This is a genomic window from Bradyrhizobium sp. 141 (genome assembly GCF_023074055.1).
Lineage (GTDB): Bacteria > Pseudomonadota > Alphaproteobacteria > Rhizobiales > Xanthobacteraceae > Bradyrhizobium.
Window position 1 is genome coordinate 59,089 of sequence record NZ_JADPKR010000113.1, and the last position, 24,159, is coordinate 83,247.

Here is a 24,159-nt window from a genome sequence, read left to right on the forward strand (position 1 = left end):
GGTCACCTCATTTCGAGCAGTTGCTCACGCCCCGCGCTTTGGCCCGATCGCCTCGAACCCCGCCTTCTGCTCATCGCTCAAGTCAGCCTCGAAATCATCGAGCGCGTCAGCAACGCCGTTCACGGCCTGCAGCATCGTCTCCAGCCGCGCCTTGGCGGCGGTGAGGCGGGCCTGGGGCGTCGCGGCGGGCTGTGACGGGCAGGCGCTGAGCGTTTCCATGGTGCGCAGGGTGGTGTCCTGCAGCACCTCGAAGCGGGCGCGCGCGGTCTCGTCGAGACGGAGCGTCGAGGCGATGTCGCCCGCAGGCCATTGCTGCTGCACGAGCTGCTCGTACTGACGCTGCAGCTTTTCGTCATAGCGGGGATCGCTGTCGGCGTCGCACGCGTTCGAAGCCTGCGCATCCTTGTTCGTATCCTTGTTCGTTTCCTTGCGCTGCATCGAGGCAAGCGCGGCGCGACGCTCGTTGGCGAGAGCATTGAGCCGGGCCTTCTGATCGTCATCGAGCAGACCCGTGAACTTCGAAAGCGGCGGCGCGACGGCGTCGGTGGCCTTGATCATCGCCTCGATCCGCTCGCGCATCAGGCCGAGGCGCTCGGTGGCCGTGGCAGGCGCCTGCGCCGGGCAGGCGGCGCGAATGGTGTCGCGCGCGGCATTCCAGGCGGATGCGAGCTCGTCGAGCGCGGTGCGCTGCAATTCGTTCGGCTGCACGGCGGCAGCGATGCGTTCGACGGGCAGGCCGCCGGTGTCACTGGCCTCGCAAAGCGTCTCTGCAGACGGGATTCTCCGCGCGCGCCGGCCTTGCGGCCCGGCATAGGCCGCGAGCTCGGTCGCCGCGTAGGGAGCGAAGATCGCGGCATAGATGTCGCCATAGCCATAGAGCGAGAGGCTGGTCGCATCGCCGAGCACGACGGCATTGGTGAGGTCGTCATGCGCGAACGGCCAGAACACCGGGCCGACCCAGCCATAGCTGCCATCGGGATGGCGCCACCAGCCTTGCGGGCGGCGGCCGCCGTGCCAGCCCGCCAGCGCGGCTTGCGCCGTGAGCGCCGCGCGGATGATGTAGGGGTTGGAAGGCTGCCCGCGCTCGGCGCCGCGCGGATCTTGCGACCTCAGCGCAGCCGAGCGGTATCGACTACCCCGCACCGCCATGCGGGAATGGCGCAGTCGCGACATGCCGATCACGTGGCCGACGGCGAAACGCGCAACGCCGAGCGGACCGCCGCGCAATCCGAACTGCGCCTCGGCTCTAGCAGGCAGCAGCACGGCCGCAATCAGGAGGGTCGCGCCGGCCAGCGCCAGTCCCATGCGTCCCGACATGACCGCTGACCTGACCAATTCGGCCTCCTCCCAGCGCCAAGCGCGCACTGCGCCGCATCGAGATGACGCGCGAGGGAACCGATTGTTCCTAAGGGACACAAGGCAAAGCGTCGCGGGCGGCCCCTGACCTCTCCCCGTAACAAACGGGGAGGAAAGACCGCGCCGCTCACTCCGCCTTCTGCGGCATCACAAATGTCTGGCCGGGATAGATCAAATTGGGGTTGTGGATCTTGTCGCGGTTGGCCTTGAAGATCACGGCGTAGCGGGCGCCGTCACCGTAGGCGAGCCGGCTGAGCGCCCACAGGCTATCGCCGCGGGAGATCACGCGGTTGCCGCCTGCCTCCGCCGGTGCGGTCTGGAGCGCGTCCGCCGGCGAGGCCGATGCCACCGTCGTCGCCGCGGGTGCCCGCGCCATGACCTTGGGTTTCGGCGCGCCGGTCAATTTCGCCCGGGCGGCGGACCTGTCGGGAGTCGCGGCGAGATGCGGCGCGCCCGACGGCAGCGACGCCACGACATCCGATTTATCCTCTGCCTTCTCGGCCTGCTTCGACTCTTGCTTCGACTCTTGCCTCGCGACCGGCACCGGGCGCGCGGGTGGCGGCGCCGCCTCGGCGATGGTCACCGGCATGGTCCGGCTGGACTGCGTGACCGTGCCATCCGGCGCCCTCGCCCGGAGCGTCAATTCATAGGAACCGGAGGGAAGCTGCGCCGGGGTCATCACGAACTGGCCGGAGGCATCGGCAACCACCGTATCGAGCGCCTTGCCATCGCGCAGCAGCTCGACCTTTGCACCCGGCGCGGCCCGGCCGGCAATCACCGCCGCCTCGCCGTGATCGTCGACCCGGGCGACGTCGAAACGGGGGCCGGTGTCGGCGACCGCCGGCGGCGGCTTGACGGGCGCGAGATCGGGCAGCGCCGTGACCTGCTTCTGGATCTCGGCCAGCGCGCCGGCCTTCGGCTCGGGCGCCGGGACCGCCGCTGGTGCGGGCGCCGGCGGCGTAGCGGCGGCAAGCTTCGGCTGTTCCGGTTTGGGCGCTTCCGGTCTCGGCTCGGGCTTGAGGTCGACCTTGGCCTCGACCTTGGCCTCCGGCTTGGCGGCGACGGCAGTCTTGGTCCCGTCCGGCAGCAGACGGCGCAGCTCGGTCGGACCGATCACCAGCACCGTGCCGACCAGCGCGAGCAGGCAGAAAGCAATGAAGGCCTTGGATGCGGTCATCATCGGAAACGAACCTTGGGTGGCAAATCAGCCGAGGGCGGCAAGGTGCGCCGATTTGGCTGCGGCAGCAAGACGGTCGATGGGATGAGACCGCCATCCCGCCGAGCCCGGGATGAACCGGCGCTACGCCGCCGGCGTCAAATCACCGAGGCCGCATCGCCGCAATTTTCGAGGAATTTTTCCCGTGTCCGCATTTCGCCGTCTTGCCCAATGGCTGGCGCTCGTCCTGACGCTCGCCGCCTCTCCCGCGCTGGCGGCCTCAGGCCCGCCGCCGGGCTTCGTCCTCTCCGACGATGCCGAGCTCGCCTTCACCTCGCCCGACGGCGCCATCAGGCTCGAGCAGTACATGAGGGACGGTGGCGCCTGGGACGTCAAATGGCAGGTCTGGGCGCGACGCGGCGGGCAGATGACGGAGCTGAAGCCGGAGCAGGGCTACGGCGCGGGCTTCCGCTTCACCAGCGACTCGCAATGGCTGGTGCGGATGCAGAAGACCGGCTCCGGCGCGCAGGACCTTTTTCTCTACCATGTCGAGAACGGCGCCTTCGTCAGCGCGGCGAAGCAATCACTCAGCGACCTCGCCTGGGCCTATTTCCACAGCCGTCCCGACACCAACAACATGAAGCTCGACTACCACATCTCGGCCAATCTCGTAAAAGGCACGGAAGAAGCCTATCGCTGGCTCGGGGTGCACTGGCCCGACAACCGTTATCTCGTGATCTCGCTGTCGGGCGAAATGGACAAGCATCCGAAGAACGTCGCCGTGAAGGGATTGGCGGATTGGAAATGCCGTTATGACCTCACGACCGGCAAGTTCGACGTGCCCAAGATGTTCGCGAAGGGCAATGCGGAAGCGCTGAGATGGGAGATCAAGCGGTGAGGACGGCTTCGTAGCTTCGTAGGGTGGGCAAAGCGGAAGCGTGCCCACCACCTCCATCCATCATGGACAGATCGTGGGCACGGCGCTGCCGCGCCTTTGCCCACCCTACAAGACCTGAGCTGGGGAATCCGGCGGTGAGCGCGTCGGCCTTCGAGTCCAGGGAACCAACCCACTGATTTTCCTCCGATTCATAGTTCCCTAACCCTCGATGGTAACGGGGTCTTTTCGGTTTAGCTGCATCTTGCATCCCACGGGAGGGCTGCATGGGCACATCGATCCGATGGACCGCGCGCTTGCGCGCGCTGCTCCGTCGCTGGCGGGGAGCGCCATTGACGTGGCTGATCGTCGGCGGCTTCGTGCTGATGGCCGCGATGGCCGTCGGCACCGCGCTCACCGTCGACCGCTTCCGGCAGAACGCGATCGAGAGCGGCCGCGACAGCCTTGAAAACTCCGTGCGCCTGCTGGCCCGGCATTTCGACCGCGAGTTCGAGGATTTCGCGGTGCTCCAGAAGAGCATCATCGCCGAGCTCGAGAGCCGCGGCATCGAATCCGCCGACATTTTCCGCAGCGAGATGGGCACGCTGGCCGTGCACGAGGTGCTGCGTGCAAAAGCCAGCGGCTGGTCCGACGTTGCCGGCGCCAATCTGTTCGATTCCAGGGGCATGTTGATCAACTCGTCGCGGCGCTGGCCGGTCGCCGACGTCTCGGTCGCCGACCGCGGCTATTTCAACCGCCTCAAGAACGATCCGGCCGCGCAGGAAGAGATCGAGGTCGTGCAGGGCCGGATCGGCAACGGACCGGCGATCGTGTTCGCACGGCGCGTGTCCGGCCCGCACGGCGAATTCCTCGGGCTGGTCTCGCGCGCGATCGCGCCCGAGCAGCTCGAATCGTTCTTCGCCTCGACCGGGCTCGGCGAGGACTCCTCGATCGCGATGCACCACCAGAACGGCCAATTGCTGGCCCGCGTTCCGCGTGTCGATGCGATGATCGGGCAGAACTTTCGCAACGGCAAGCCGGAGCAGATGGCGGTGTTCGAGCGCACCTTCGTCTCCATGCAGATCGCAAGCCCGATCGACGGCAAGGACCGCATCGTCGCCTCGCGCCTCCTCGCCGGCGAGCCGCTGGTCGTGATCGCGACCAAGTCGCTGGACGCGACGCTCGCGACCTGGCGCACGCAAACGAAATTCTTCGTCACCGTCGCCGTGCTGTCGATCGGCCTGCTGGTGCTCACGCTGTTCCTGATCTTCCGCCAGGTCACGCACCGGCTCTCGCTCGAGAAGCAGCGGCTCGACACCGCGATGAACACGATGACGCAAGGTCTCCTGATGTTCGATCAGGACGAGCGGCTGATCGTCTGCAACCGGCGCTACATCGAGATGTACGGCTTGTCCTCCGATGTGGTGAAGCCCGGCGCCACTTTCCGCGACGTGATCCAGCATCGCCATGACGCCGGCTCGTTCCACGGCGACGTCTCGTCCTATTGCGACGACATCCTGAGCAGTGTCGGTTGCACCCAAAACACTGTCGTCGAGACCGCCGACGGTCGCCTGATCGAGATCAAGAACCAGCCCGGCGCGGCCGGCGGCTGGCTCGCCACCCATGAGGACGTCACCGCCCGCATCCGCGCCGACGAGCGCATCGCGCATATGGCGCATTACGACGCGCTGACCGACCTGCCCAACCGCGTCTTGATGCGCGGGCATCTGGAGCGGCGCGTTGCCGAGCTCCGCGAGGGCAAACCGTTCGCCATTCTCTATATCGACGTCGACGAGTTCAAGGGCGTCAACGATTCACTGGGACATGAAGTCGGCGACGAGCTGCTGCGCCAGGTGGCGATGCGCCTGCGCGCCTGCGTCAGCGGCAACGATCTCGTCGCCCGGTTAGGGGGCGACGAATTCGCCATCGTCAAGGCCGGCACCAACGATCCCGCCGAGCTGACGGCGCTGGCGGAAACCATCCTCACGGCGTTGCGCGCGCCGGTGGATTGCAAGGGTCAGGTCATCCCGACCGATGCCAGCATCGGCATCGCGATCGCGCCCGACCATGGCGACAATCTCGACGATCTGCTCAAGCGTGCCGATCTTGCAATGTACGCTGCGAAGTCGGAAGGGCGCCGCACCTACCGCGTCTTCGCACCCGAATACGACGCCAAGGCGAGGCTCCGCCGTCAGCTCGAGCTCGATCTGCGTCAGGCGCTCGTTCGCGGCGAGTTCGAGGTGCACTACCAGCCGCTGGTCGATCTCGCGGCCAATGTCGTGACCGGCTGCGAGGCGCTGCTGCGCTGGCGCCATCCGGAGCGCGGCATGATCTCGCCGGCGGACTTCATTCCCGTGGCGGAAGATACCGGGCTGATCGGCGAGATCGGCGAATGGGTCTTGAGGCAGGCCTGCCTCGAGGCCGCCTCCTGGCCCGGCCAGATTCACATCGCAGTCAACGTCTCGCCGGTGCAATTCCGGTCGCGGACGCTGGCGCTCAAGGTCGCCGCGGCGCTCGCGGAGTCAGGTCTGGCGCCCGGACGGCTCGAGCTCGAGATCACCGAGACCGTGCTGATCCGCGACGACGAGGAGGCGCTGACGATCCTGCAGCAGCTGCGCGAGCTCGGCGTGCGCATCGCGCTCGACGATTTCGGCACCGGCTATTCGTCGCTGAGCTATCTGCACCGCTTCCCGTTCGACAAGATCAAGATCGACCGCAGCTTCATCAGCGACATCGGCGAACCCGAGGATTCCTCGCCGATCGTGCAGGCCGTGGTGCACATGGCTGCCGCCCGCCACATGGCGACGACCGCCGAAGGCGTCGAGACCGAAGCCCAGCGCGAGGTGCTGCGCCAGCTCGGATGCAGCCAGATGCAGGGCTGGCTGTTCAGCCCAGCCGTGCCCGCAGCGAAATTGAAGCAGCTCTTGTCGGCGCACGCCGCGGCGGCTTAGCGGAGCGCATTGCTGCCGCTCCATCTCGACCTCGTCACGAAGCGTCCTTCCTCTCTCCCGCCGTCGTGCATTTGCGAAAGCGCGCGCCGGCTTGGAGCAGGATCAGGCAAAGCATGGTCGCTTCAGGCAATACGACCTCCCTCGCAGCGCATAGAACGCGCGCCGGTCCGTACAAATACGGGCGACTGATCGGAATCCTGACGCGATCCGAAGGAGCCACGCGATGACCGGAAACACTGCTCCCATGCGCGATGTCTCGCAGCAGAGCGTACCCCCTGCACCTGGCGCGCAGCCGGACGACAGCTCGCATTCCGAACGGCGCGCCGCCGGTGCGGAGATGGCGCGCGTGCTCAGAACCGAGCCATTTCGCATGGCGCTGGACGCCTCCGGTGCCGGCCTGGCGCACTGGCGACATGATCCGCTGCACGACGTCGTCGAGCCCATGAGTCACCACGTGATCATGGCGTATAACGGCGTGATGCAGCGTATGGAGCGGCGGTCGGGGCGATCGGTCGCGATCGGCACGTTTCGTCCCGGGGTCCTGATCATCATCCCGGAAGGATCGAGCTCCAGGTGGGATATTCCCAAGCCTGTCGATGTGGTTCAGCTCTATCTTCCCGACGCAATCCTGAAGCGTATTGCCGACGAAGCCCAGGTCGGACCGGCCGACCTGCTGGAGCGAACCGCACATCCCGACCCCATTACCTCCCGACTGATCCTGAGCGCGGCGGACACGTTGCAAGGCAATGGAGCCCTCGACGCGCTGTTTCGGCATCAGTTGACGGATCTTCTGGCCACGCGCCTTCTGGCTGCGCATACGGGCTCGCCAACCACGTTCGAGCCGACCATGGGCGGGCTGTCGCCGAAGATCCTGCTTCGTGCGATCGAGCGGTTGCGCTCGGACAGCGATGCGGACGTCTCGCTCGATGCGCTGGCATCCGATGCGGGTCTGTCGCGCTTTCACTTCTGCCGTGCGTTCAAGGAAAGCACCGGCCTGTCCCCGCACGCCTGGCTGCGCCAGCACCGGCTCGAGCAGGCCATGAAGATGCTGCGCGACGGCGATGACCCGGTCGTCTCGATCGCAGCCGCGCTCGGCTATGCCTCGCAGACGGCGTTCGCGGCGGCGTTCCGCAAGCTGACTGGCGAGACGCCAAGCGACTGGCGCAGGCGCCACACGCGCTGACGACAATCGCTCCAGGTTCAACGAGCTCATTCTCGATCACCGGGCCATTCGCTGCGCTGGCGTCCGGTGTCGCGCCTGTCGCGCTTTCATCTTTGCCGTGCGTTCAAGGAAAGCACCGGGCGTTCGCAAAGCCTTCCGGAAGCTGACCCGCGAGAACCCGAGCGACTGGCGCAGGCGCAAGCGTTAGCAGCAATCGCGCTGCAATCACGGCAATCGCTCTGGCGCAGCGGCAGGTCCGACCAGCTAGACCATCATCATGCCCAGACCAATCGACGGAGACCGAAGATGACCTGGAAAAACTTCATCAGCCGGCGGGTGATCGCCTCGCGCCGCCGAGGCCTTGCCACCGCAACCTTGTACGGACTCTCGCTGGCCGTTCGCTTCACGTCGGCGACGGGCGAGGAGGTGGAGCTTCCGGCGCACTATGTGCACCCGATGCATCCGCTGGTGTCCATCATGACCCGGGATGGCTCCGGCCTTCCCTATCAGGACTGGGGCCCGAGGCCGGTCGTGTTTCGCCAAGGCTGGTCGCCGAGTTCACCGCTGCAACGCTGCATGGCGCCTTAGACGCAGCGGTCCACTTCATCTCTTTACATCTCTCCGTGCCGTCACCGGACGCTGCCCTTGACGGAGCAGCGGCGGTCGCGCGCGGACTTTCGAACCACGCAAACCAAGGAGCAAACCCATGCGACTAGTGATCATCGGCGCCGGCTTCGCCGGCATGTACGCCGCCCTTTCCGCAGCCCGCCTGCGCGAAATCCAGGGCGTTACGCCAGACCAGCTGGAGATCGCGCTGGTTGCGCCCGAGCCTACGCTCGTGGTTCGCCCGCGGCTCTATGAACCGAAGCCCGAAACCCTGACGGCGCCCCTGCTCGACGTGCTCGAGGCCATCGACGTCACCTATGTGCAAGGCATCGCCGAGACCGTCGACACCAAATCTTGCATGGTAAAGGTCGCGACGGCAAAGGGCACGAAGAAGACGCTGTCCTACGACCGCCTCGTCGTGACCACCGGCAGCCGGCTGTTCCGTCCGAACATTCCGGGTCTTGCCGAGCATGGCTTCAGCGTTGATTCATTCGACGACGCCATCGCGCTCGACAAGCACCTGCATGGGCTCGCCAAGCGTCCGGCCAGCAACGGGCGCGACACGGTCGTCGTCGCCGGCGGCGGCTTCACCGGCATCGAGGCGGCCACCGAAATGCCGGCGCGGCTTCGCGACGTCCTCGGCACGAACGCGAAGACTCGCGTCATCATCGTCGAGCGCAACAATGCGATCGCGCCCGACATGGGCGCAGGTCCCCGCCCCGCCATCGAGGACGCCCTTCACAGGCTCGGTGTGGAAACCCGCATCGGTGCCGGCGTCGCATCGCTCGACCAATCCGGCGTCACGCTGTCGAGCGGCGAGCACATCGAGACCGAGACCGTGATCTGGGCGGCCGGCATTCGTGCGGCGCCTTTGACCGCGCAGATTCCCGCCGAGCGCGACAGTTTCGGCCGCTTGCTTGTCGATCGCTGCTTGCAGGTGACAGGCGTTCAGGGCGTCTTCGCGGCCGGCGATGCGGCACGCGCGGCCTGCGACGATGAGGGCAATTACGCGCTGATGTCGTGCCAGCACGCCACACGGATGGGCGCCTTCGCCGGCAACAATGCCGCGGCCGAGTTGCTCGGCCTTGCGACCCGGCCCTACCACCAGAAGGCCTACGTCACCTGTCTCGACCTTGGCGGAGCCGGCGCGCTGTTCACGCGCGGCTGGGAGCGCGAGGTCACGATGGTCGGCGACGTCGCCAAGAAGACCAAGCAGGAGATCAACACCGTCTGGATCTATCCGCCGAAAGCCGAGCGCGCCGCCGCACTCGCCTCGGCCGACCCGGAGCGTGTGACCGACGTGAGCGGCTTCTTCTAGGGCTCTTACGCGAAAGGGCTGCGCCCCCCCCGCAAGGCGCGGCCCGCTCACCCCAATTCACCTTGGAGTTCGACCCCGATGAAACACGAGACCGTGCGCACCAGCGCATTCGCGATGCCGCTGACCAACCCGGCCTTTCCGCCCGGCCCCTACCGCTTCGTCAACCGCGAATATTTCATCATCCAGTACCGGACCGATCCCGAAGCGCTGCGCCGAATCGTGCCCGAGCCGCTCGTGCTCACCGAGCCGGTCGTGAACTACGAGTTCATTCGCATGCCCGACTCGACCGGCTTCGGCGACTACACCGAAAGCGGCCAGGTCATCCCGGTGAGTTACCAGGGTCAGGCCGGCAGCTTCGTCCATCAAATGTTCCTGAACGATCATCCGCCGATTGCCGGCGGACGCGAGCTGTGGGGCTTCCCCAAGAAGCTGGCGCAGCCGAAGCTCGCGGTCGAGATCGACACGCTCGTCGGGACGCTGAACTACGGCTCCGTTCGCATCGCGACCGGCACGATGGGCTACAAGCATCGCGCTCTCGATGCCGCAGCCGAAGCGAAGAAACTCGCCGCGCCGAATTTCCTGCTCAAGATCATTCCGCACGTCGACGGCACGGCGCGCATCTGCGAGCTGGTGCGCTTCCATTGCGAGGACATCACCGTGAAGGGCGCCTGGACCGGGCCGGCCGCGCTCGACCTCTGCTCGCATGCGCTTGCACCCGTCGCCGAGCTGCCGGTGCTGCAGGTGTTGTCGGCCAAGCATGTCGTCGCCGACCTCACCCTCGGGCTCGGCAGCGTCGTGCACGACTATCTGTCGCCGGGCGCGTCCGAACGACGGCGCGCGCCCGTTTCCGAAATCTCGATCGCCGGCTGACCGGATCAGCCGCAATGCAGGGAGTACTGGCAATGTTGAACGTGACGCGGGAGTCCTTCGGTTCGGCGCAGCAGATCAAGCCGCTGCCATACGATGTCGTTGCGCTGGTCCTTCAGGGCGGCGGCGCGCTCGGGGCCTACCAGGCCGGTGTCTATGAAGGCCTGCACGAGGCCGGGATCCGGCCGAACTGGCTCGCCGGCATTTCGATCGGCGCGCTCAATGCGGCGATCATCGCGGGCTCGCCCGAGGACAAGCGCGTCGAGCGGCTGCGCGAGTTCTGGGAAACCATTTGCGCCTTCTCGATCGAGTGGCCGGCCGGCGAGGGGCTGGCCAATGCCCTGCCCTTCGCGTTCGACGTCAGCTCGGTGCGGAACGCACTGGCGGCGATGCGGGCGCTGGTCCAGGGCCAGCCCGGCTTTTTCAAGCCGCGCTTCCCGTCGCCGCTTTGGTCTCCGTTCTCGGGCGATGCGGCGACCAGCTTCTACGACACTGCACCGCTGCACCAGACTTTGGAGCGGCTGGTCGACTTCGACCGGCTGAACTCGGGCGAGGTGCGCGTCAGCGTCGGCGCAGTCAACGTGCGCACCGGCAATTTGACCTATTTCGACACCGCCGAACGCCGGCTTGGACCGAAGCATTTCGTGGCATCCGGCGCCCTGCCGCCGGGATTCCCCGCCGTCGAGATCGACGGCGAGCACTATTGGGATGGCGGCGTCGTCTCCAACACGCCGCTGTCCCGCGTGCTCTCCGGCGACGCGCGCGACGCGCTGACGTTCCAGGTCGACCTCTGGTCGGCCAAGGGCCGCGTTCCCTACGACATGATGGAAGTGTCGAGCCGGCAGAAAGACATTCAGTATTCGAGCCGCACGCGCGCCGTGACCGACCAGGTGCTGCAAATGCAGAAGATGCGTCGGGCGCTGCAGGAGACGATCGACAGATTGCCGGAGGCGGCGAAGCAGGATCCGGACGTCCGCACCATCGCGGATATGGCCCGCCACCGCTCCTACAACATCGTTCACCTGATCTATCAGACCAAGCTCAACGAGGGCCATTCGAGGGATTACGAGTTCGGGCTGAGCGCGATGCGCAGGCATTGGCAGAGCGGGCTGGAGGATATCCGCCGCACGCTTTCCAACCCTCGCCGTCTCGACCCGCCGCCGCCCGAGCTCGGCATCGTAACCCACGACATCCATCGCCGCGACTGAGCGGGCGGCAACGCGCAACTGAACGACTGCAGAAAGGAAATCCCATGTTGAATGATAAGGTCGCCATCGTCACCGGGTCGACCAGCGGCATTGGGCTTGGAATTGCGAAAGAGCTCGCAAGTCTCGGCGCCGACATCGTGTTGAACGGCTTTGGCGATGCGGGCGAGATCGAGAAGATCCGCAGCGGCGTCGCGCGCGAGCATGGCGTGCGCGTGGTCTATGATGGCGCCGACATGTCGAAAGGCGAGGCCGTGCGCGGCTTGATCGCGGCAACCGTCAAGTCGTTCGGGCGCCTCGACATCCTCGTCAACAATGCCGGCATCCAGTTCACCGCGCCGGTGGAGGAATTCCCGCCCGCCAAGTGGCAGGCCATCATCGACATCAACCTGTCGGCGGCATTCCACGGCATCGCGGCCGCAGTGCCGCAGATGAAGCGGCAGCGCTGGGGACGGATCGTCAACATTGCCTCTGCGCATGGCCTCGTCGCCTCGACGCACAAGGCCGCTTATGTCGCGGCCAAGCACGGGCTCGTCGGCCTCACCAAGGTGGTTGGCCTCGAGACCGCCGGCAGCGGCGTCACCTGCAACGCAGTCTGTCCCGGCTGGGTGCGCACGCCCCTGGTCGAGAAGCAGATCAGTGACATCGCTGCCGACAAGCACATCAGCCAGAAACAGGCGACGCACGAGCTCCTGGCGGAAAAGCAGCCCTCGCTCGACTTCGTCTCTCCCGCGCAACTCGGCGGCACGGTCGCCTTCCTGTGCTCGGCCGCGGCGGACCAGATCACCGGGACGGCGATCTCGATCGATGGCGGGTGGACGGCACAGTAACCGGGAGCACGAACATGGACATCAGTGATCATAGCCGTTGCAGGAGGGTGTCGTGGCGCATTTGAACAAGAGAGCCATCGGCTTGTCGCTGTGCCTCGCCTCGGTCGCGGTCGTGGCCGCGGGATTTACCTATGCTCAATCCGGCGAGACGTCGACCGACAACGCCTATATTCGCGGCGACGTGACCTCGCTCGCGCCAAAGGTTGCGGGTTACGTCACCGCGGTGGAGATTCAGGACAACCAGACCGTCCGGGCGGGTGACGTGCTGTTCCGAATCGACGATCGGGACCACCGCGCGCGGCTCGCCCAGGCGGTCGCCAATGTCGAAGCGGCGCGGGCCCGCCTGACCAATGTCGATGCGGAGATCCAGCTTCAGCATGCCCTGATCCGGCAGGCCGAAGCTCAAGGGCTTGCGAGCGTGGCCGAGAAGAATCTGGCCCGCAAGGCGTCCGACCGTCGCCGCGAACTCATTCGCACCAATGCCGTCAGCCAGGCCCAGGTCGATGAAAGCGACGCGGCGCTGTCGAAAGCCGAAGCGGCGGTCTCCGCGGCGGAGGCAACGATCGAGGCCCAGAGACAGCGCATCGCCGTCCTCGCCAGCCAGCGCGAGGCTGCCCTCGCTGCGGTGGCACAGGCGCAGGCCGCACGCGAGCTCGCGCAAATCGATCTCGACAACACCATCGTTCATGCGCCGGTCGACGGGATCATCGGCAACCGCCAGGTCCGCATCGGCCGCCTGGTCGCGCCGGGCACCTCGCTGCTCGACATCGTTCCGGTCAGGGACGTCTGGGTCGTGGCGAATTTCAAGGAGACCCAGGTCGAGCATATCCGGCCGGGCCAGCGCGTGCGCATCGTCGTCGACGGCTACAGGCACACGACGCTTGAGGGCGTGGTGGACAGCTTTGCGCCGGGCAGCGGATCCGCCTTCAGCATGCTCCCCTCCGACAACGCGACAGGCAATTTCGTTCGGGTCGTTCAACGCGTCCCGGTGAAGATCCGCTTCACCAGCAACCAGCTGCCGGGCCGGCTGGTGCCGGGCCTGTCGGCGCGTGTCGACGTCGATCGAGGAAGCGGCTCGTGACGGCGCTCATCGCCGCCGCGCCGCGCCGCGCGCAATCTGCGGCGGGAGCCCTGTTCGTCGCGGGCATCGTGCTGGCTACGCTGACGGAGGCGATCGCAGGCACGGTGCTGTCGCTCGGGCGCGGCTATGTCATCGGCGACGTCCATGTCACGCCCGACGAGTTCGCCTGGCTCGACGTCGGATACACCGCTTCGAAGCTGATCGGGTTCATGGCCGCGCCCCTGCTGGTGCACCGTGTCGATTTTCGCCGCCTGATCATCGGCTCGACGCTGGCGATGGGCACCGCATGCGGCTTGACGGTCGTCACGACGCAGCTGGATCTGCTGATCGTGCTCCGCATCATGCAGGGCCTGTCCGGCGGCATCCTGCTTGTCGCGGGCCAGGCGGCGATCTTTCACGCCTATCCACGATCCCAGCAACCGACGCTTCAGGCCTTGTTTGCGATCGGATCGGTCGTCGCTCCCGCGACGATCGCCCCGGCCCTGCAGGGCTGGCTGATCGACAGCCGGTCCTGGACGTGGATCTTCTTCAGCGTCGTTCCGCTGGCACTGGCGGCCGCAGGCCTGCTGTTGATCGCCGCCGGTCCGAAGCCTGTCGTGCAACTGCGCCGCCCGCCCGACTGGATCGGCCTGGGGCTGATCTCGATCGCGCTGTTCTGCTTCACCTACGTCCTCAACCAGGGCAGCCGATGGGCCTGGTTCGAGGAGCCCGGCATCCTCTCGCTCACGGCGATCGGAGCTGCCGCATTGCTGGCATTTCTCGGCCGGCAAGTGCTGGCCCGGGGCCGGGGCCTGCTCGACTTCACCTTGTTCGAGTGCGAGGATTTTTGCTTCGCCTTCATCGTCAGCTTTGTCGCGGGCGCCGCATTGTTCGGCAGCGCGTTCCTGATCCCGGCCTTTGCAATGTCGGTTCTGGCGTTCAGGCCGACCGACGCCGGCCTGCTGTTGCTGCCGAGCGGTGCGTTCTTCGTCGCCACGTTGCTGGTGGCCGCCTTCCTCATGCAGGTCCGCCGCGTCCCTCCCGTCGCCACGGTGCCCTTTGGCATCCTGATGATCACGGTTGCGATGTGGATGTTGTCCGGCTCAACCAACGAAAGCGGCGCGCACGACATGATGGTCGCCATCCTGTTGCGCGGCCTTGGTCTCGGGTTCCTGTTCCTGTCGATTACACTGATCGCCTTCGGCGACCTCAACGAACGCAACCGCGCCTTCGGCATCGGTCTCTTCAATACCAGCCGGCAGCTGGGCGGCCTAATCGGCGTTGCCGGCCTCGAGACTCTGATCGAGCATCACACCGTGGGCAATGTGACGGTGCTCGGCGCCAACCTTACGGCCGGCGCTTCCGCAGTCAGTGAGCGGCTGACCACGACGGCCGCGATGCTCACCGCGAGAGGAATGGACGCGCTGGCCGGCCGCGCCGCGACCAGCCTGCTGGACCGCGTTCTCATCGGCCAGTCCACCGTGATTGCCTTCGACACCGCGTTCAATGCCGTCGCCCTGCTGTTTGTATTCGCCGCGCCGGTGCTGGTCGCCATCAAGATCGGGCTGCACCGATACGCCCAAAGGCGCACTGCGCAACTGCCAGGGACCACGGAGCCTGGGATCGCCGGCATCGCGATCTCCGTCGACAGTGGCCGGGCCGCACGGAGACCCGGTCTCAATCAACCATCCTTCACCAGAACGGAGAGCGACCATGAACGCGCATTTGCACTGGACGTTCGCAGCAATTGCTCGACAGCGACGGCAATCGCTCTGGGGCAGCCGCAGCGCTGATCCGTTAGACCATCACCACAGCCAAACGCTGGGTCTTTTGCAGAACTGAACACCAAGACAGAGCGCAGGAGCTTTCAGATGAACCAGACGATCCGCAACACTCAGGAGACGAACATGAACATGCACAACAGCGCAGATACCGGCAAACCGGTGGGAGACGAGCTGGTCCCGTCGCGCTACGCGCTGAAGATCGGCGAGATCGACGTGATGGTGATCAGCGATGGCGTGCTGACACTGCCGGGCGCGATGCTGGCCCACAATGCCGACCCGGCCGTCCGCGCGGCCTGGTTGAAGGACATGTTCCTTCCCCCGGATGCGTTCGACTGGGCGCTGAACGTGGTCGTGGTACGTAGCGGCGGCCAAACCATTCTCGTCGACGCCGGGCTGGGGTCCGACCCGAATCTGCACCTGCCGCGGGCCGGGCAATTGAGCAAGCGACTGGAAGCGGCCGGCATCGATCTCGGATCCGTGACTGACGTGGTGCTGACCCACATGCACATGGACCACATCGGCGGGCTGCTCGCCGACGAGGTGAGGGATCAGCTGCGTCCGGACCTGCGGATCCACGTCGCCGCCGCCGAGGTCAAGTTCTGGGAGGCGCCCGATTTCTCCCAGGTCTCCATGCCGCCGGGTTTCCCGGACGCGTTGCGGGCCACCGCCAAGCGGTTCGCGAAGGAGTACCACAACCAGCTGCGCACCTTCGAGGACGAGCACGAGGTCGCGCCGGGCGTGGTGGTCACGCGCACGGGCGGCCACACCCCCGGGCATAGCGTGGTCCGGCTGGCATCGGGCGGCGATCGGCTGACATTCGCCGGTGATGCCGTGTTCACTGTCGGATTCGACCACCCCGACTGGCACAACGGCTTCGAGCATGATCCCGATGAGGCCGCGCGCGTTCGGGTGCGTCTGTTGCGGGAGCTGGCAGCGAACGAAGAGCTCCTCGTCGCCACGCACATGCCGTTCCCCTCGGTCGGCCGGGTTGCGGTCGACGGCGACCACTTTCGCTGGGTGCCGGCCTTCTGGGACTACTGACCGCGCGTCAGGTCGGAAGCGCGATGACGATCGTCATCGCGCTTCCGCGCAATATGACATGACGCAGGAGCGAAGTGCTCACATCAAACGTTTTGCGGCACGCACTTCGGCGATCTCGGAGTCGGGGTGGCTGACGATGGTGGCGAACATGATGCCGCTGATGATGAGCGACCAGGCGGTGTTCCAATAGATCCAAAACACGTGCCAGCCTCCGTTCGATTCGTCCGCCTGCGGGATCAGGGTAACGGCAAGGCGAGGCCGCCGTTCCCGGTGCGAATACAGCGCTACTTTTGTTTGGTCGGCGGCGACGCGGGATCGGTTTGACCGGTGTGGCGCTTTGCCACGACGTCCTCATCGCGCTCGCCTTCCTGCGGGCGCGGCGGCGGCTTGGGCTGGCCTTTTTGGCCGCCATGCTTGCCGCCCATGTCGGGCTTACCTTCGAGATCGTTTTCGCGGGGCATGCCGGTTCAATGCGCCGGCGCGGCATTGGTTCGCATTGCGCCGGCGGTTTTCGCCTGTGAACGAGTTCATAGGATTGCCGCGGTTTGCAGCGCAGGATCCTGGATGCCCTGGACATTCATGACACCGACGGATTCGGCCTGATGCGGAAGCGGCTCATCGCCTGGACCATCCTGACGTCCGCCCTGGTTGCGGTGACCGTCTGGACCGTGCTCGGACCGCCCGCTCCTCCGTCCAGCCCGCATCTGCCCTCCCGGACCGCTTCCGTGCGGTAGCCCTCCCGCGCGACCGATACAATTTCGGCATCGATCGATCCCAATTGGAATTTGGTGCGGTGGCGCGCCGCCCGCTATCCTCGCCGGCAAAACGACGATGCCGCGACCCGGCCTTCAGGAGGAGCCCATGTTGAGACCGACCCGACGCATCGCATCCAAAGCGCCACGCGCTGCGATGGCCACCACCCTGTTCGCAGCCCTCACTCTCATTTCTGGAGTCCACGCCGGCATGGCCGAGACCTTCGCCTATGTCGGCAACGCCGACAGCAACGACATCAGCGTGTTCAAGATGACCGCCAGCGGCGAGATGACGCCCGTGCAGACGGCCGCCTTCAAGGGCGTCGACAAGCCCGGCTCCTCGACGCCGCTCGCGATCACGCCCGACCACCGCGTGCTGATTGCCGGAATCCGCTCGCAGCCGTACCTCGCCGTGAGTTTTGCGATCGATCCCAAGACGGGCCAGCTCAGCCATATCGGCAACGGACCGCTCGCCGACAGCATGGCCAATATCGCCGTCGACCACAGCGGCAAGTTCCTGTTCAGCGCCTCCTATGGCGGCAACAAGGTTGCGCTGAATCCGCTGCTTGCGAACGGCGTCGCCGGCGAGCCGAAGCAGGTGATCCCGACCGGGCTGAATGCCCATGCCTTCCTGCCCTCGCCCGACAACCGCTTCGCGTTCGCGACCAATCTCGGCTCCGACCAGGTGCTGAGCTTCGCGTTCGATGCCACGGCCGGCACGCTGACGCCGAGCGATCCGCCGGCGCACAAGGTGCCGGAAAAATCGGGGCCCCGGCACTTCGTATTCCACCCCAATGGCAAGTTCGTCTATCTCCTCCACGAGCTGAACGGCGACCTGGCGGCGTTCACCTATGAGGCCAAGGGCGGCGCCTGGGACGAGATCCAGCGCACCACCGCGTTGCCTGAAGGGTTTTCCGGCAAACCTTGGGGCGCCGACATCCACATCACCCCGGACGGCCGCTACCTCTATGCCTCCGAGCGCACTACCAACACGCTCACCGCCTACAAGGTGGACGCGACCAGCGGCAAGCTGACCACGATCGGCAGCGTGCCGACCGAGAAGCAGCCGCGCGGCTTCAACGTCGATCCCTCCGGCCGCTACCTCGCCGCGGTCGGCGAGCTCTCCGACAGCATGACGGTCTATGCGATCGACCAGAGCAGCGGCGCGCTGGCCAAGCTGAAATCCTACCCCACCGGCAAGAAGCCGAATTGGGTGGAGTTTTTGAACCTGCCGTGAGGCAGGCCATCGCTTCGAGTCCTGCACTTTTGGGCACTATAGTTTCCACATCGTCATGGCCGGGCTTGTCCCGGCCATCCACGTCTTGCCCACGGCACGAAGAACGTGGATGCCCGGGACAAGCCCGGGCATGACGACTTCTTGTGCAGGTGCACATGTGATCACCCTGCTGCCGTGAGGCGCGCGCGGCGGAGCTACGTAATCATCCGTAATTTCGCGAGGCCCGGCTTGGAGTCATATCACCGGGCATGGACCGTCAGATCGTTTTCAGGTGCCCCCGAACCGGCATGAATGTGCAGCATCGGCTTGACGACGAGCCAGGCGGTCGCACGCATGTTTCCGTGCCGTGTCAGGCCTGCACGCGCCTGCACCTGATCGATCGTTCCACCGGCAAGCTGCTGGGCGAGCGCCCGAGCTGAGGCCAGCCATTGCCCGGCCTCCGGCGTGACGTTCTTGACGTGATCCACACCCCATGGACGGCCGCAATCACGCCGCCCCGCGCCGGGGGCGGCGAACCTGATCTCCAATCCCGCGACTAATCAATGACTTGCCGTGGCGGCGCGCGCCGGCGTGGCATCCTGACATGGGGCGACGCGGCCGTAGTCCGGCCCGTTGCCATCTGCTATCGATCGAAGGGCTTGAACCCCGTGGAATTTCTGATGCGTCATTTGCCCCGTGCCGTTGTTCGAAGCCTGTGTCCCGCGGCCGTCGCGGGCGTGCTCGTGCTCGGTCAATATCCGGCCAGAGCTGCCGATGACGACGCGCCCAAGGGGCCGGCCGTCACGGTGCTGAAAGTCGCAAAATCCTGCTTCTCCGACATCGTCGAGGCCACCGGCACGATCATCGCGCGGGAGGAAACGTCGGTGCGGCCCGAGCGCCCGGGCCTGAAGGTTACGGACGTGCTGGCGGAAGCCGGCGACACCACCACCGCCGGCCAGGTGCTGGCGCGGCTGGCGCTCCCCGAGGGCGGCACGCTGCAAGTCACCGCACCCGTGGCGGGCGTGATCGCGACGTCGACGGCCCAGATCGGCAATCTCGCCTCGGCCAAGGGCGAGGCGCTGTTCACGATCGTGGCGCGCAGCGAATACGATCTCGTCGGCCTGGTGGCGACCACCGATATGCGCAAGCTCGCCGTCAATCAGCCGGCGACGGTGCGGATCGCCGGCGCCGGCGACATCGACGGCAAGGTGCGCCGCATCGGCCCGACCGTCGAGCCGAACATCCAGCAGGGCATGGTCTATATCGGCATCTCCTCGCAGAAGCGGCTGTTGCTGAAGGCGAGTGGACGTGCGCTGATCAAGACCGGGCAGAGCTGCAACGTCGCGGTGCCGCTCACGGCCGTGCAATATTCCTCCGCCGGCACCGTGGTGCAGGTGATCCGCCGCAACCGCGTCGAGACCAAGCGCGTCGAGGTCGGATTGATGTCGGGCGGCAATATCGAGGTCCGCGACGGCCTCAACGAGGGCGATGTCGTCGTCGCCCGCGCCGGCGCTCTCTTGCGTGAAGGCGATCCGGTGCGCCCGGTGATGGCTGCGGAAGCGGCGAAGTAGCAGCCTCGATCGTCATTGCGAGCGTAGCGACGCAATGACGATGGAGAAGCAGACGGACACCACGCACGTATGCCGTAGGGTGGGCAAAGCGACTTGTCCGCCGTAGCTCGAAGAGCGAAGGCGGAAGCGTGCCCACGTCTTTCCATCGAAATCTTGGAAAATGGTGGGCACGGCGCGTTGCGCCCTTGCCCACCCTACGAGAGCTCGCGAGCCGCAAGACGACGGTCAAAGAAATGCGCCCCGGCTCAGCGTCGCATCATTGCATGATGCGCCGCGTCCGGGGCACGAGAACGTCCACAGGCTCAAGCGGATCGTCGAACGCGCGACGGAGACTACGCCGTAGCGCTACCCCCTGACGCCGACGGCGGACTGCTTCCGCACCGGACAGTCCGGATCGTCCCTCATCTTCGGCTTGCAGTCGGGGCCTATCACCTTGTCCTTGACGAGCTTGCGGATCGTGCCGCCCACCCGGTTCACGAAATCGGGCTCCGCGGGCCTCGTGCTCACCTTGGCGCCGGTCGCCGGATAGACGGTCCGGGCCACCGCGGGCACCGGACCGATGCGGGTTGCGGTGGCGGTGCCCGTCGATATCGTCCTGCCGTCGGGAGCCAAGGTGTAGTTCCAGCTGCCGAGGCTGTTGGTGTAGGTGAAGGTGTCGCCCGAGCAGGTCCAGGTGCCCTGCACGCAGGCGGGATGCTCGCTGCACAGCGCCCGGCCATCGCGCAGCACCGAGCCGCGGTTGCCGCTGCCGGAATGGCGCCAGTCACCGACGAACTTGGCCGCGCAGCTCGCGGGCGGCGCCGCCAGCGCCGGTGCCGCGGACGCGAGCAGGAACAGGGAGATGACGGGCGAAATTCGGATCATGAACGCTCCTCTCCAAAACGTCGATCCTAGCATCCGCCCCCGCCCCGCCAATCCCACCGTTGGGAAAGGGGTTAATCGACGTCGCGATGGACGCGGTACGAAGGCCACCTCGCCCGAGGTCAATGCGTCAGGCACACATGCCGCAGGGTAGAAATGAAGCTGGAGGCGCAGACGTGCCCAAGCACGCTTCTATCGAAATCTTGGAAAAATGGTGGGCACGGCGCGTTGCGCCTTTGCCCACCCTACGAGAGCTCGCGAGCCCTCAGAAAAAACTAGCCGCCGGCTTCGCCGAAATGGACGTCTTCGAGCAGCGAGGAGGAGACCGTCGGGACCTGGTCGCCTTCGCTGGCGCGGGAGATGGCGAGACGGGTCTTGTTGAAGACGCTTTCGGCGCTGCCGCGTGCGTTGAGGTTGTTGAGGAACTCGCTGACCAGCACGCTGTGCTCGCCCTTGCCGTCGTCGACGACCTTGCCGGGCGAGGCCGAGGTGAGGATCAGGGCATTGTCGGACGCGCTGATCGGCGCGAGGCCGTGGCTGTAGGAGCGGAAGCGGCGCTCATAGGGATTGCGGCGGGAGGCGTCGACCACGACGAGCTTGGCCTTGGCGCCCTGCTCCTTCATCATGTCGAGCACGCCGTCGATCGAGACACCTTGGCGGCGGACGTCGCTTTCCTTCCAGATCACGGCATCGACCGGCAGCATGTAGCTCTGGCGGCCGGCCTGCACGCCGTAGCCGCCGAAGAACAGCATGACGACGGTGTCGCGCTTGATCCGGGACTTCAGGCGGTTGACGGCGCGGACCATGTCGTCCCTGGTCGCGTCTTCGACCATGTCGACGTCAAAGCCGTCCTTGCGCAGGGACGAGGACAGCGCGCGGGCGTCGTTGATCGACTGCGTCAGCGGCGCGCTGGCGTCGGGATAATGTCCATTGCCGATGACGAGCGCGAGGCGGGAGGTCTGGGCGATCGAACCGGTGACCTGATCGGTCGAGACGGCCTTGGCAGCATCGATCGCACGCATGTTGAGAGCAGCATGGGCGCCGATCACCAGCGAGACCGTGCCGACGAGGGCCGCGGCCAGCGCGATCGTGCGCCTGGAAAGGTCGAGCCGCTTTACATTCATCTCGGTTCGTTTCCTGTGCCAAAGACCAGCCAAGCGCGCGCACACTGTTTGAGTAGCGCGATAGCGTCTTTAGGTTTGAGGGATTGGCCGGGGATGTGCCCCCGAATTGCGCGCAATTTGCGGCGCCGCACCAAACAAACCCTTAACCGGATATCACCTCCCCGGCAATAGATTGCCCAAAAATTGAGCTAAGTGACTGAAGTTATTCGCTAATTTTTCAGGCCGGATTTGCGCGTTTTCCCCCTCCCCGGTCGCTTTCCGAGCCCCAATCATGCAGCCTTCGTGCCGGCTTTTTCCGTGACTTTCATCACATTTGTTTTTCCTGCGAATCCGGGTAGCCTTTTCAACGACTTGCAGGGGGTGGCGCGTCGTTGGGAGCGCGCGGGCCGGCCCCCGGCCAAAACCCCGCCAAAGTCCCCGCGACCAGGTATTTCATGAGCTTTCATTATTTTGCCCACGCCGCCTGCCGGGCGCTGCTGGCGTCGAAGGACGGCCCCTCGCTTTACGACGTCTGCGATCCCGTATTATCGGGCCCAACCAGCGGCGATCCGCATCTGGCCAAATTCTACAAGACCGTGCTCGGCAATCCGGCGCTGCGGGTGCTGCTGCGGCGAGCCGGGCTGCCTGAGCTGCGAGACCAGGCCAGGCTTACGGCGCTGCGCGAGGCGCTGGTTCGCGCCCGCGACGAGGCCGAGCCGGACTGGACGGCGGTCGGCCAGCCGGTCGCCGATCTCGTCGACAGCATCGCTACCGACCATCCCAAGCCTCCGCCGGCGATATTCACCGGCTCCGCGCCGCCGCAGGCGCAGATCGACGGCGTGATCCGCGATTGCGCGCAGCATCTGCTCGGCTCGTACCGCAAAAACGGCTTTCTGCCGACCTATGCCGCCTTCAACCTGATCGGCGATCCTGATTTCCGCGGCCGCGAGCTGATCATGGCGCTCACGGGCCTCAACGCCCGCGGCTACAAGAATTCCTCGCTGCTGTTCAACCTCGCCCGCGTCTTCATCGCGCGCTCGCCGGCACGGGCCGTCGTCAATCCGCCCTGGCGAGGGGTCGCCGAGCCGATGTGGGAACCGGTGCAGATCCGGCACCGCTCGGCCTATTACGACGCGTTCTTCATCGAGGCGCTGCTGAGCTATGGCGAGACCGGGCTCGCCTCATCGACCGACAAGATCGCGGCCCAGCGCGCCATCGCCGACATGGTGGATTTCTGCGTCAATATCAGCCGCGAGGAGGTCGAGGGCATCGACGGCGCGCGCTTTGACGTCATCACCGCGCTGGCGCCGGCGCCGCATCCGCGCTTCTCGCGCTACTTCGCGCAGATCAAGCAGGACCTCGGCTTCGGCATTTACGTGCCGGACTGTGACACCACGGCGTGCTCGATCTCGGCGGCGACGCAGGCCGGCTGCCTTGATGCGATCATCGACCAGCCGCTGCTCGACTTCTATTCCGGCTACCAGGTGCGCGCCGGCATCAACGCGCCGCGCGTGACCGTGCCGCTCAACGACAATATCGACTATGAGGGCGGGGTCGCGACCTGGATCGACAATCTCGCGGGCGAGCGTCCCTACGGCAACGACCTCGATCCGACGCTCAATCTCGACATTCTCGAGGTCAGCTTTCGCAACCTCGCACGCTGGAAAGTGCTGGAGACGCCGTCGCGGCTGGCCACGGTGCATCGCATCATCGGCTTCCAGAAGCGGCTGGCCGCGAGCGGCGCCTTCGCCAATCCGCGCTCGCACATCTATTACCTTCCGGAGCTCTACAGCGCCTATTTCGGCCGCTGCTATGCGGCGTTCCTGGCGCTGCCGCTGGCGGCGCAGGCCGCGATCGATCCGGGCGGCGATTTCGACTTCATCCGCCATCGCGTGCTGTCCTACGTCAAGGGCGAGCTGATGGCCGCGGAGATGAACGTGTTCGACGCGGCGCTGGCGCTGATCGCGCTCGGTCACCTCGGCGCCGACCCGCGCGCCTTTGCGCCGGCGCTGAACGTGATCGTCGCAAACCTCGGCGAAGGTGGCCGCCGCGGCCCGTTCCGCGCCTATGAGTGGAACAAGATGAAGACGCCGACGCGGATCCTGGTCGGCGGGCCGGAGGTGACGTCGGCGTTCGTGCTGATGGGGCTGGCGGTGGCGAAGCGGGCGATGGCGCGGGGGTAGATGAGTCTCGTGCCCCGGACGCAGCGCAGCGCTTCTTCAGCGGTGCGCTGCAGAGCCGGGGCCCATGCCAAGACCGGCGCTCGTAACTTCTGGGTCCCGGCTCTGCGGAGCGGCGTTGCACGCCGCACCGCGTCCGGGACACGAGCGTCGTGAAGTCAACTAAGATGACGGGAAGTTGAAAGCCCATTTGTTGAGCACGCGCTGGCCGGGCGGCCAAAAGCCGACCACAATTGCGCGGTCTATCGAGATTTTCATCACACGCG

Annotated in this window: 22 protein-coding genes; 16 read left to right on the forward strand and 6 right to left on the reverse strand. The window is 66.1% G+C overall.

What is annotated here, in order from left to right:
- Positions 1 to 24: 24 nt before the first annotated feature.
- Together IVA81_RS37690 and IVA81_RS37695 are read right to left on the reverse strand one after the other, a co-directional pair.
- Positions 25 to 1,317: a Spy/CpxP family protein refolding chaperone gene (locus tag IVA81_RS37690; RefSeq protein ID WP_247327738.1), complete on the reverse strand. Its 1,293-nt coding sequence runs from the start codon at positions 1,315 to 1,317 to the stop codon at positions 25 to 27.
- A 166-nt stretch (positions 1,318 to 1,483) separates the two neighbouring features.
- Positions 1,484 to 2,536: a LysM peptidoglycan-binding domain-containing protein gene (locus tag IVA81_RS37695; protein WP_247327645.1), complete on the reverse strand. Its 1,053-nt coding sequence runs from the start codon at positions 2,534 to 2,536 to the stop codon at positions 1,484 to 1,486.
- Between the two features lie 181 nt (positions 2,537 to 2,717).
- Here IVA81_RS37695 and IVA81_RS37700 point away from each other — a divergent pair, with 181 nt between their 5' ends.
- The 11 genes from IVA81_RS37700 to IVA81_RS37750 all read left to right on the forward strand — a co-directional run bounded on the left by IVA81_RS37700 (position 2,718) and on the right by IVA81_RS37750 (position 16,210).
- A complete protein-coding gene (locus IVA81_RS37700; RefSeq protein WP_247327648.1) occupies positions 2,718 to 3,410 on the forward strand; it encodes a hypothetical protein in 693 nt (230 codons plus the stop codon).
- 263 nt (positions 3,411 to 3,673) lie between these two features.
- The gene (locus IVA81_RS37705; RefSeq protein WP_247327651.1) at positions 3,674 to 6,337 is read left to right on the forward strand and encodes an EAL domain-containing protein; all 2,664 of its coding nucleotides are present in this window, start codon (positions 3,674 to 3,676) and stop codon (positions 6,335 to 6,337) included.
- A 244-nt stretch (positions 6,338 to 6,581) separates the two neighbouring features.
- Positions 6,582 to 7,520, forward strand: a complete 939-nt coding sequence (locus tag IVA81_RS37710; RefSeq protein WP_346659435.1) for an AraC family transcriptional regulator — start codon at positions 6,582 to 6,584, stop codon at positions 7,518 to 7,520.
- A gap of 285 nt (positions 7,521 to 7,805) precedes the next feature.
- Positions 7,806 to 8,087, forward strand: a complete 282-nt coding sequence (locus tag IVA81_RS37715) for a hypothetical protein (RefSeq protein ID WP_247327657.1) — start codon at positions 7,806 to 7,808, stop codon at positions 8,085 to 8,087.
- Between the two features lie 118 nt (positions 8,088 to 8,205).
- Positions 8,206 to 9,423 (forward strand): FAD-dependent oxidoreductase, encoded by a 1,218-nt coding sequence (locus IVA81_RS37720; protein WP_247327658.1) that lies wholly within the window; start codon positions 8,206 to 8,208, stop codon positions 9,421 to 9,423.
- A gap of 78 nt (positions 9,424 to 9,501) precedes the next feature.
- Positions 9,502 to 10,293: an acetoacetate decarboxylase gene (locus tag IVA81_RS37725; protein ID WP_247327659.1), complete on the forward strand. Its 792-nt coding sequence runs from the start codon at positions 9,502 to 9,504 to the stop codon at positions 10,291 to 10,293.
- Positions 10,294 to 10,325: 32 nt separating this feature from the next.
- Positions 10,326 to 11,498, forward strand: coding sequence for a patatin-like phospholipase family protein (locus IVA81_RS37730; RefSeq protein WP_247327660.1), 1,173 nt, complete (start codon positions 10,326 to 10,328; stop codon positions 11,496 to 11,498).
- Between the two features lie 44 nt (positions 11,499 to 11,542).
- Positions 11,543 to 12,325 (forward strand): 3-hydroxybutyrate dehydrogenase, encoded by a 783-nt coding sequence (locus tag IVA81_RS37735; RefSeq protein ID WP_247327661.1) that lies wholly within the window; start codon positions 11,543 to 11,545, stop codon positions 12,323 to 12,325.
- Between the two features lie 52 nt (positions 12,326 to 12,377).
- On the forward strand, positions 12,378 to 13,406 hold the full coding sequence (locus IVA81_RS37740) for an HlyD family secretion protein (RefSeq protein WP_247327662.1): 1,029 nt from the start codon (positions 12,378 to 12,380) through the stop codon (positions 13,404 to 13,406).
- Positions 13,403 to 15,178 carry an MFS transporter gene (locus tag IVA81_RS37745; RefSeq protein WP_247327663.1) on the forward strand — a complete coding sequence of 592 codons (1,776 nt, stop codon included), beginning with the start codon at positions 13,403 to 13,405 and terminating at the stop codon, positions 15,176 to 15,178. Before IVA81_RS37740 ends, IVA81_RS37745 begins: the two co-directional genes overlap by 4 nt.
- Before the next feature lie 78 nt (positions 15,179 to 15,256).
- Positions 15,257 to 16,210, forward strand: coding sequence for an MBL fold metallo-hydrolase (locus IVA81_RS37750; RefSeq protein ID WP_247327664.1), 954 nt, complete (start codon positions 15,257 to 15,259; stop codon positions 16,208 to 16,210).
- Positions 16,211 to 16,288: 78 nt separating this feature from the next.
- Here the strand turns inward: IVA81_RS37750 and IVA81_RS40555 are convergent, their stop codons facing one another.
- Positions 16,289 to 16,411 carry a hypothetical protein gene (locus IVA81_RS40555; RefSeq protein WP_256468902.1) on the reverse strand — a complete coding sequence of 41 codons (123 nt, stop codon included), beginning with the start codon at positions 16,409 to 16,411 and terminating at the stop codon, positions 16,289 to 16,291.
- A gap of 119 nt (positions 16,412 to 16,530) precedes the next feature.
- Between IVA81_RS40555 and IVA81_RS37755 the strand changes: the two genes are divergently transcribed.
- The 3 genes from IVA81_RS37755 to IVA81_RS37765 all read left to right on the forward strand — a co-directional run bounded on the left by IVA81_RS37755 (position 16,531) and on the right by IVA81_RS37765 (position 18,199).
- The gene (locus tag IVA81_RS37755) at positions 16,531 to 16,731 is read left to right on the forward strand and encodes a hypothetical protein (protein WP_247327666.1); all 201 of its coding nucleotides are present in this window, start codon (positions 16,531 to 16,533) and stop codon (positions 16,729 to 16,731) included.
- A 24-nt stretch (positions 16,732 to 16,755) separates the two neighbouring features.
- The gene (locus IVA81_RS37760; RefSeq protein ID WP_247327668.1) at positions 16,756 to 16,944 is read left to right on the forward strand and encodes a hypothetical protein; all 189 of its coding nucleotides are present in this window, start codon (positions 16,756 to 16,758) and stop codon (positions 16,942 to 16,944) included.
- 127 nt (positions 16,945 to 17,071) lie between these two features.
- Positions 17,072 to 18,199 (forward strand): beta-propeller fold lactonase family protein, encoded by a 1,128-nt coding sequence (locus IVA81_RS37765; protein ID WP_247327670.1) that lies wholly within the window; start codon positions 17,072 to 17,074, stop codon positions 18,197 to 18,199.
- A gap of 239 nt (positions 18,200 to 18,438) precedes the next feature.
- Here the strand turns inward: IVA81_RS37765 and IVA81_RS37770 are convergent, their stop codons facing one another.
- Positions 18,439 to 18,726: a hypothetical protein gene (locus IVA81_RS37770; RefSeq protein ID WP_247327672.1), complete on the reverse strand. Its 288-nt coding sequence runs from the start codon at positions 18,724 to 18,726 to the stop codon at positions 18,439 to 18,441.
- A 132-nt stretch (positions 18,727 to 18,858) separates the two neighbouring features.
- Between IVA81_RS37770 and IVA81_RS37775 the strand changes: the two genes are divergently transcribed.
- On the forward strand, positions 18,859 to 19,749 hold the full coding sequence (locus IVA81_RS37775) for an HlyD family efflux transporter periplasmic adaptor subunit (protein ID WP_247327673.1): 891 nt from the start codon (positions 18,859 to 18,861) through the stop codon (positions 19,747 to 19,749).
- 345 nt (positions 19,750 to 20,094) lie between these two features.
- Here the strand turns inward: IVA81_RS37775 and IVA81_RS37780 are convergent, their stop codons facing one another.
- A complete protein-coding gene (locus IVA81_RS37780) occupies positions 20,095 to 20,613 on the reverse strand; it encodes a hypothetical protein (protein ID WP_247327674.1) in 519 nt (172 codons plus the stop codon).
- 272 nt (positions 20,614 to 20,885) lie between these two features.
- Positions 20,886 to 21,734, reverse strand: coding sequence for a caspase family protein (locus IVA81_RS37785; RefSeq protein ID WP_247327675.1), 849 nt, complete (start codon positions 21,732 to 21,734; stop codon positions 20,886 to 20,888).
- 434 nt (positions 21,735 to 22,168) lie between these two features.
- Between IVA81_RS37785 and IVA81_RS37790 the strand changes: the two genes are divergently transcribed.
- On the forward strand, positions 22,169 to 23,896 hold the full coding sequence (locus tag IVA81_RS37790; protein ID WP_247327677.1) for a hypothetical protein: 1,728 nt from the start codon (positions 22,169 to 22,171) through the stop codon (positions 23,894 to 23,896).
- Positions 23,897 to 24,159: the final 263 nt, after the last annotated feature.

Excerpts from the sequence above, each read along its gene's own strand:
- IVA81_RS37775 (WP_247327673.1), top strand. The coding sequence starts at position 18,859 with ATGCGTCATTTGCCCCGTGCCGTTGTTCGAAGCCTGTGTCCCGCGGCC.
- IVA81_RS37735 (WP_247327661.1), top strand. The coding sequence starts at position 11,543 with ATGTTGAATGATAAGGTCGCCATCGTCACCGGGTCGACCAGCGGCATT.
- IVA81_RS37790 (WP_247327677.1), top strand. The coding sequence starts at position 22,169 with ATGAGCTTTCATTATTTTGCCCACGCCGCCTGCCGGGCGCTGCTGGCG.
- IVA81_RS37705 (WP_247327651.1), top strand. The coding sequence starts at position 3,674 with ATGGGCACATCGATCCGATGGACCGCGCGCTTGCGCGCGCTGCTCCGT.
- IVA81_RS37710 (WP_346659435.1), top strand. The coding sequence starts at position 6,582 with ATGCGCGATGTCTCGCAGCAGAGCGTACCCCCTGCACCTGGCGCGCAG.
- IVA81_RS37765 (WP_247327670.1), top strand. The coding sequence starts at position 17,072 with ATGTTGAGACCGACCCGACGCATCGCATCCAAAGCGCCACGCGCTGCG.
- IVA81_RS37695 (WP_247327645.1), bottom strand. The coding sequence starts at position 2,536 with ATGATGACCGCATCCAAGGCCTTCATTGCTTTCTGCCTGCTCGCGCTG.
- IVA81_RS37750 (WP_247327664.1), top strand. The coding sequence starts at position 15,257 with ATGAACCAGACGATCCGCAACACTCAGGAGACGAACATGAACATGCAC.
- IVA81_RS37730 (WP_247327660.1), top strand. The coding sequence starts at position 10,326 with ATGTTGAACGTGACGCGGGAGTCCTTCGGTTCGGCGCAGCAGATCAAG.
- IVA81_RS37725 (WP_247327659.1), top strand. The coding sequence starts at position 9,502 with ATGAAACACGAGACCGTGCGCACCAGCGCATTCGCGATGCCGCTGACC.
- IVA81_RS37780 (WP_247327674.1), bottom strand. The coding sequence starts at position 20,613 with ATGATCCGAATTTCGCCCGTCATCTCCCTGTTCCTGCTCGCGTCCGCG.
- IVA81_RS37785 (WP_247327675.1), bottom strand. The coding sequence starts at position 21,734 with ATGAATGTAAAGCGGCTCGACCTTTCCAGGCGCACGATCGCGCTGGCC.
- IVA81_RS37690 (WP_247327738.1), bottom strand. The coding sequence starts at position 1,317 with ATGTCGGGACGCATGGGACTGGCGCTGGCCGGCGCGACCCTCCTGATT.
- IVA81_RS37720 (WP_247327658.1), top strand. The coding sequence starts at position 8,206 with ATGCGACTAGTGATCATCGGCGCCGGCTTCGCCGGCATGTACGCCGCC.
- IVA81_RS37715 (WP_247327657.1), top strand. The coding sequence starts at position 7,806 with ATGACCTGGAAAAACTTCATCAGCCGGCGGGTGATCGCCTCGCGCCGC.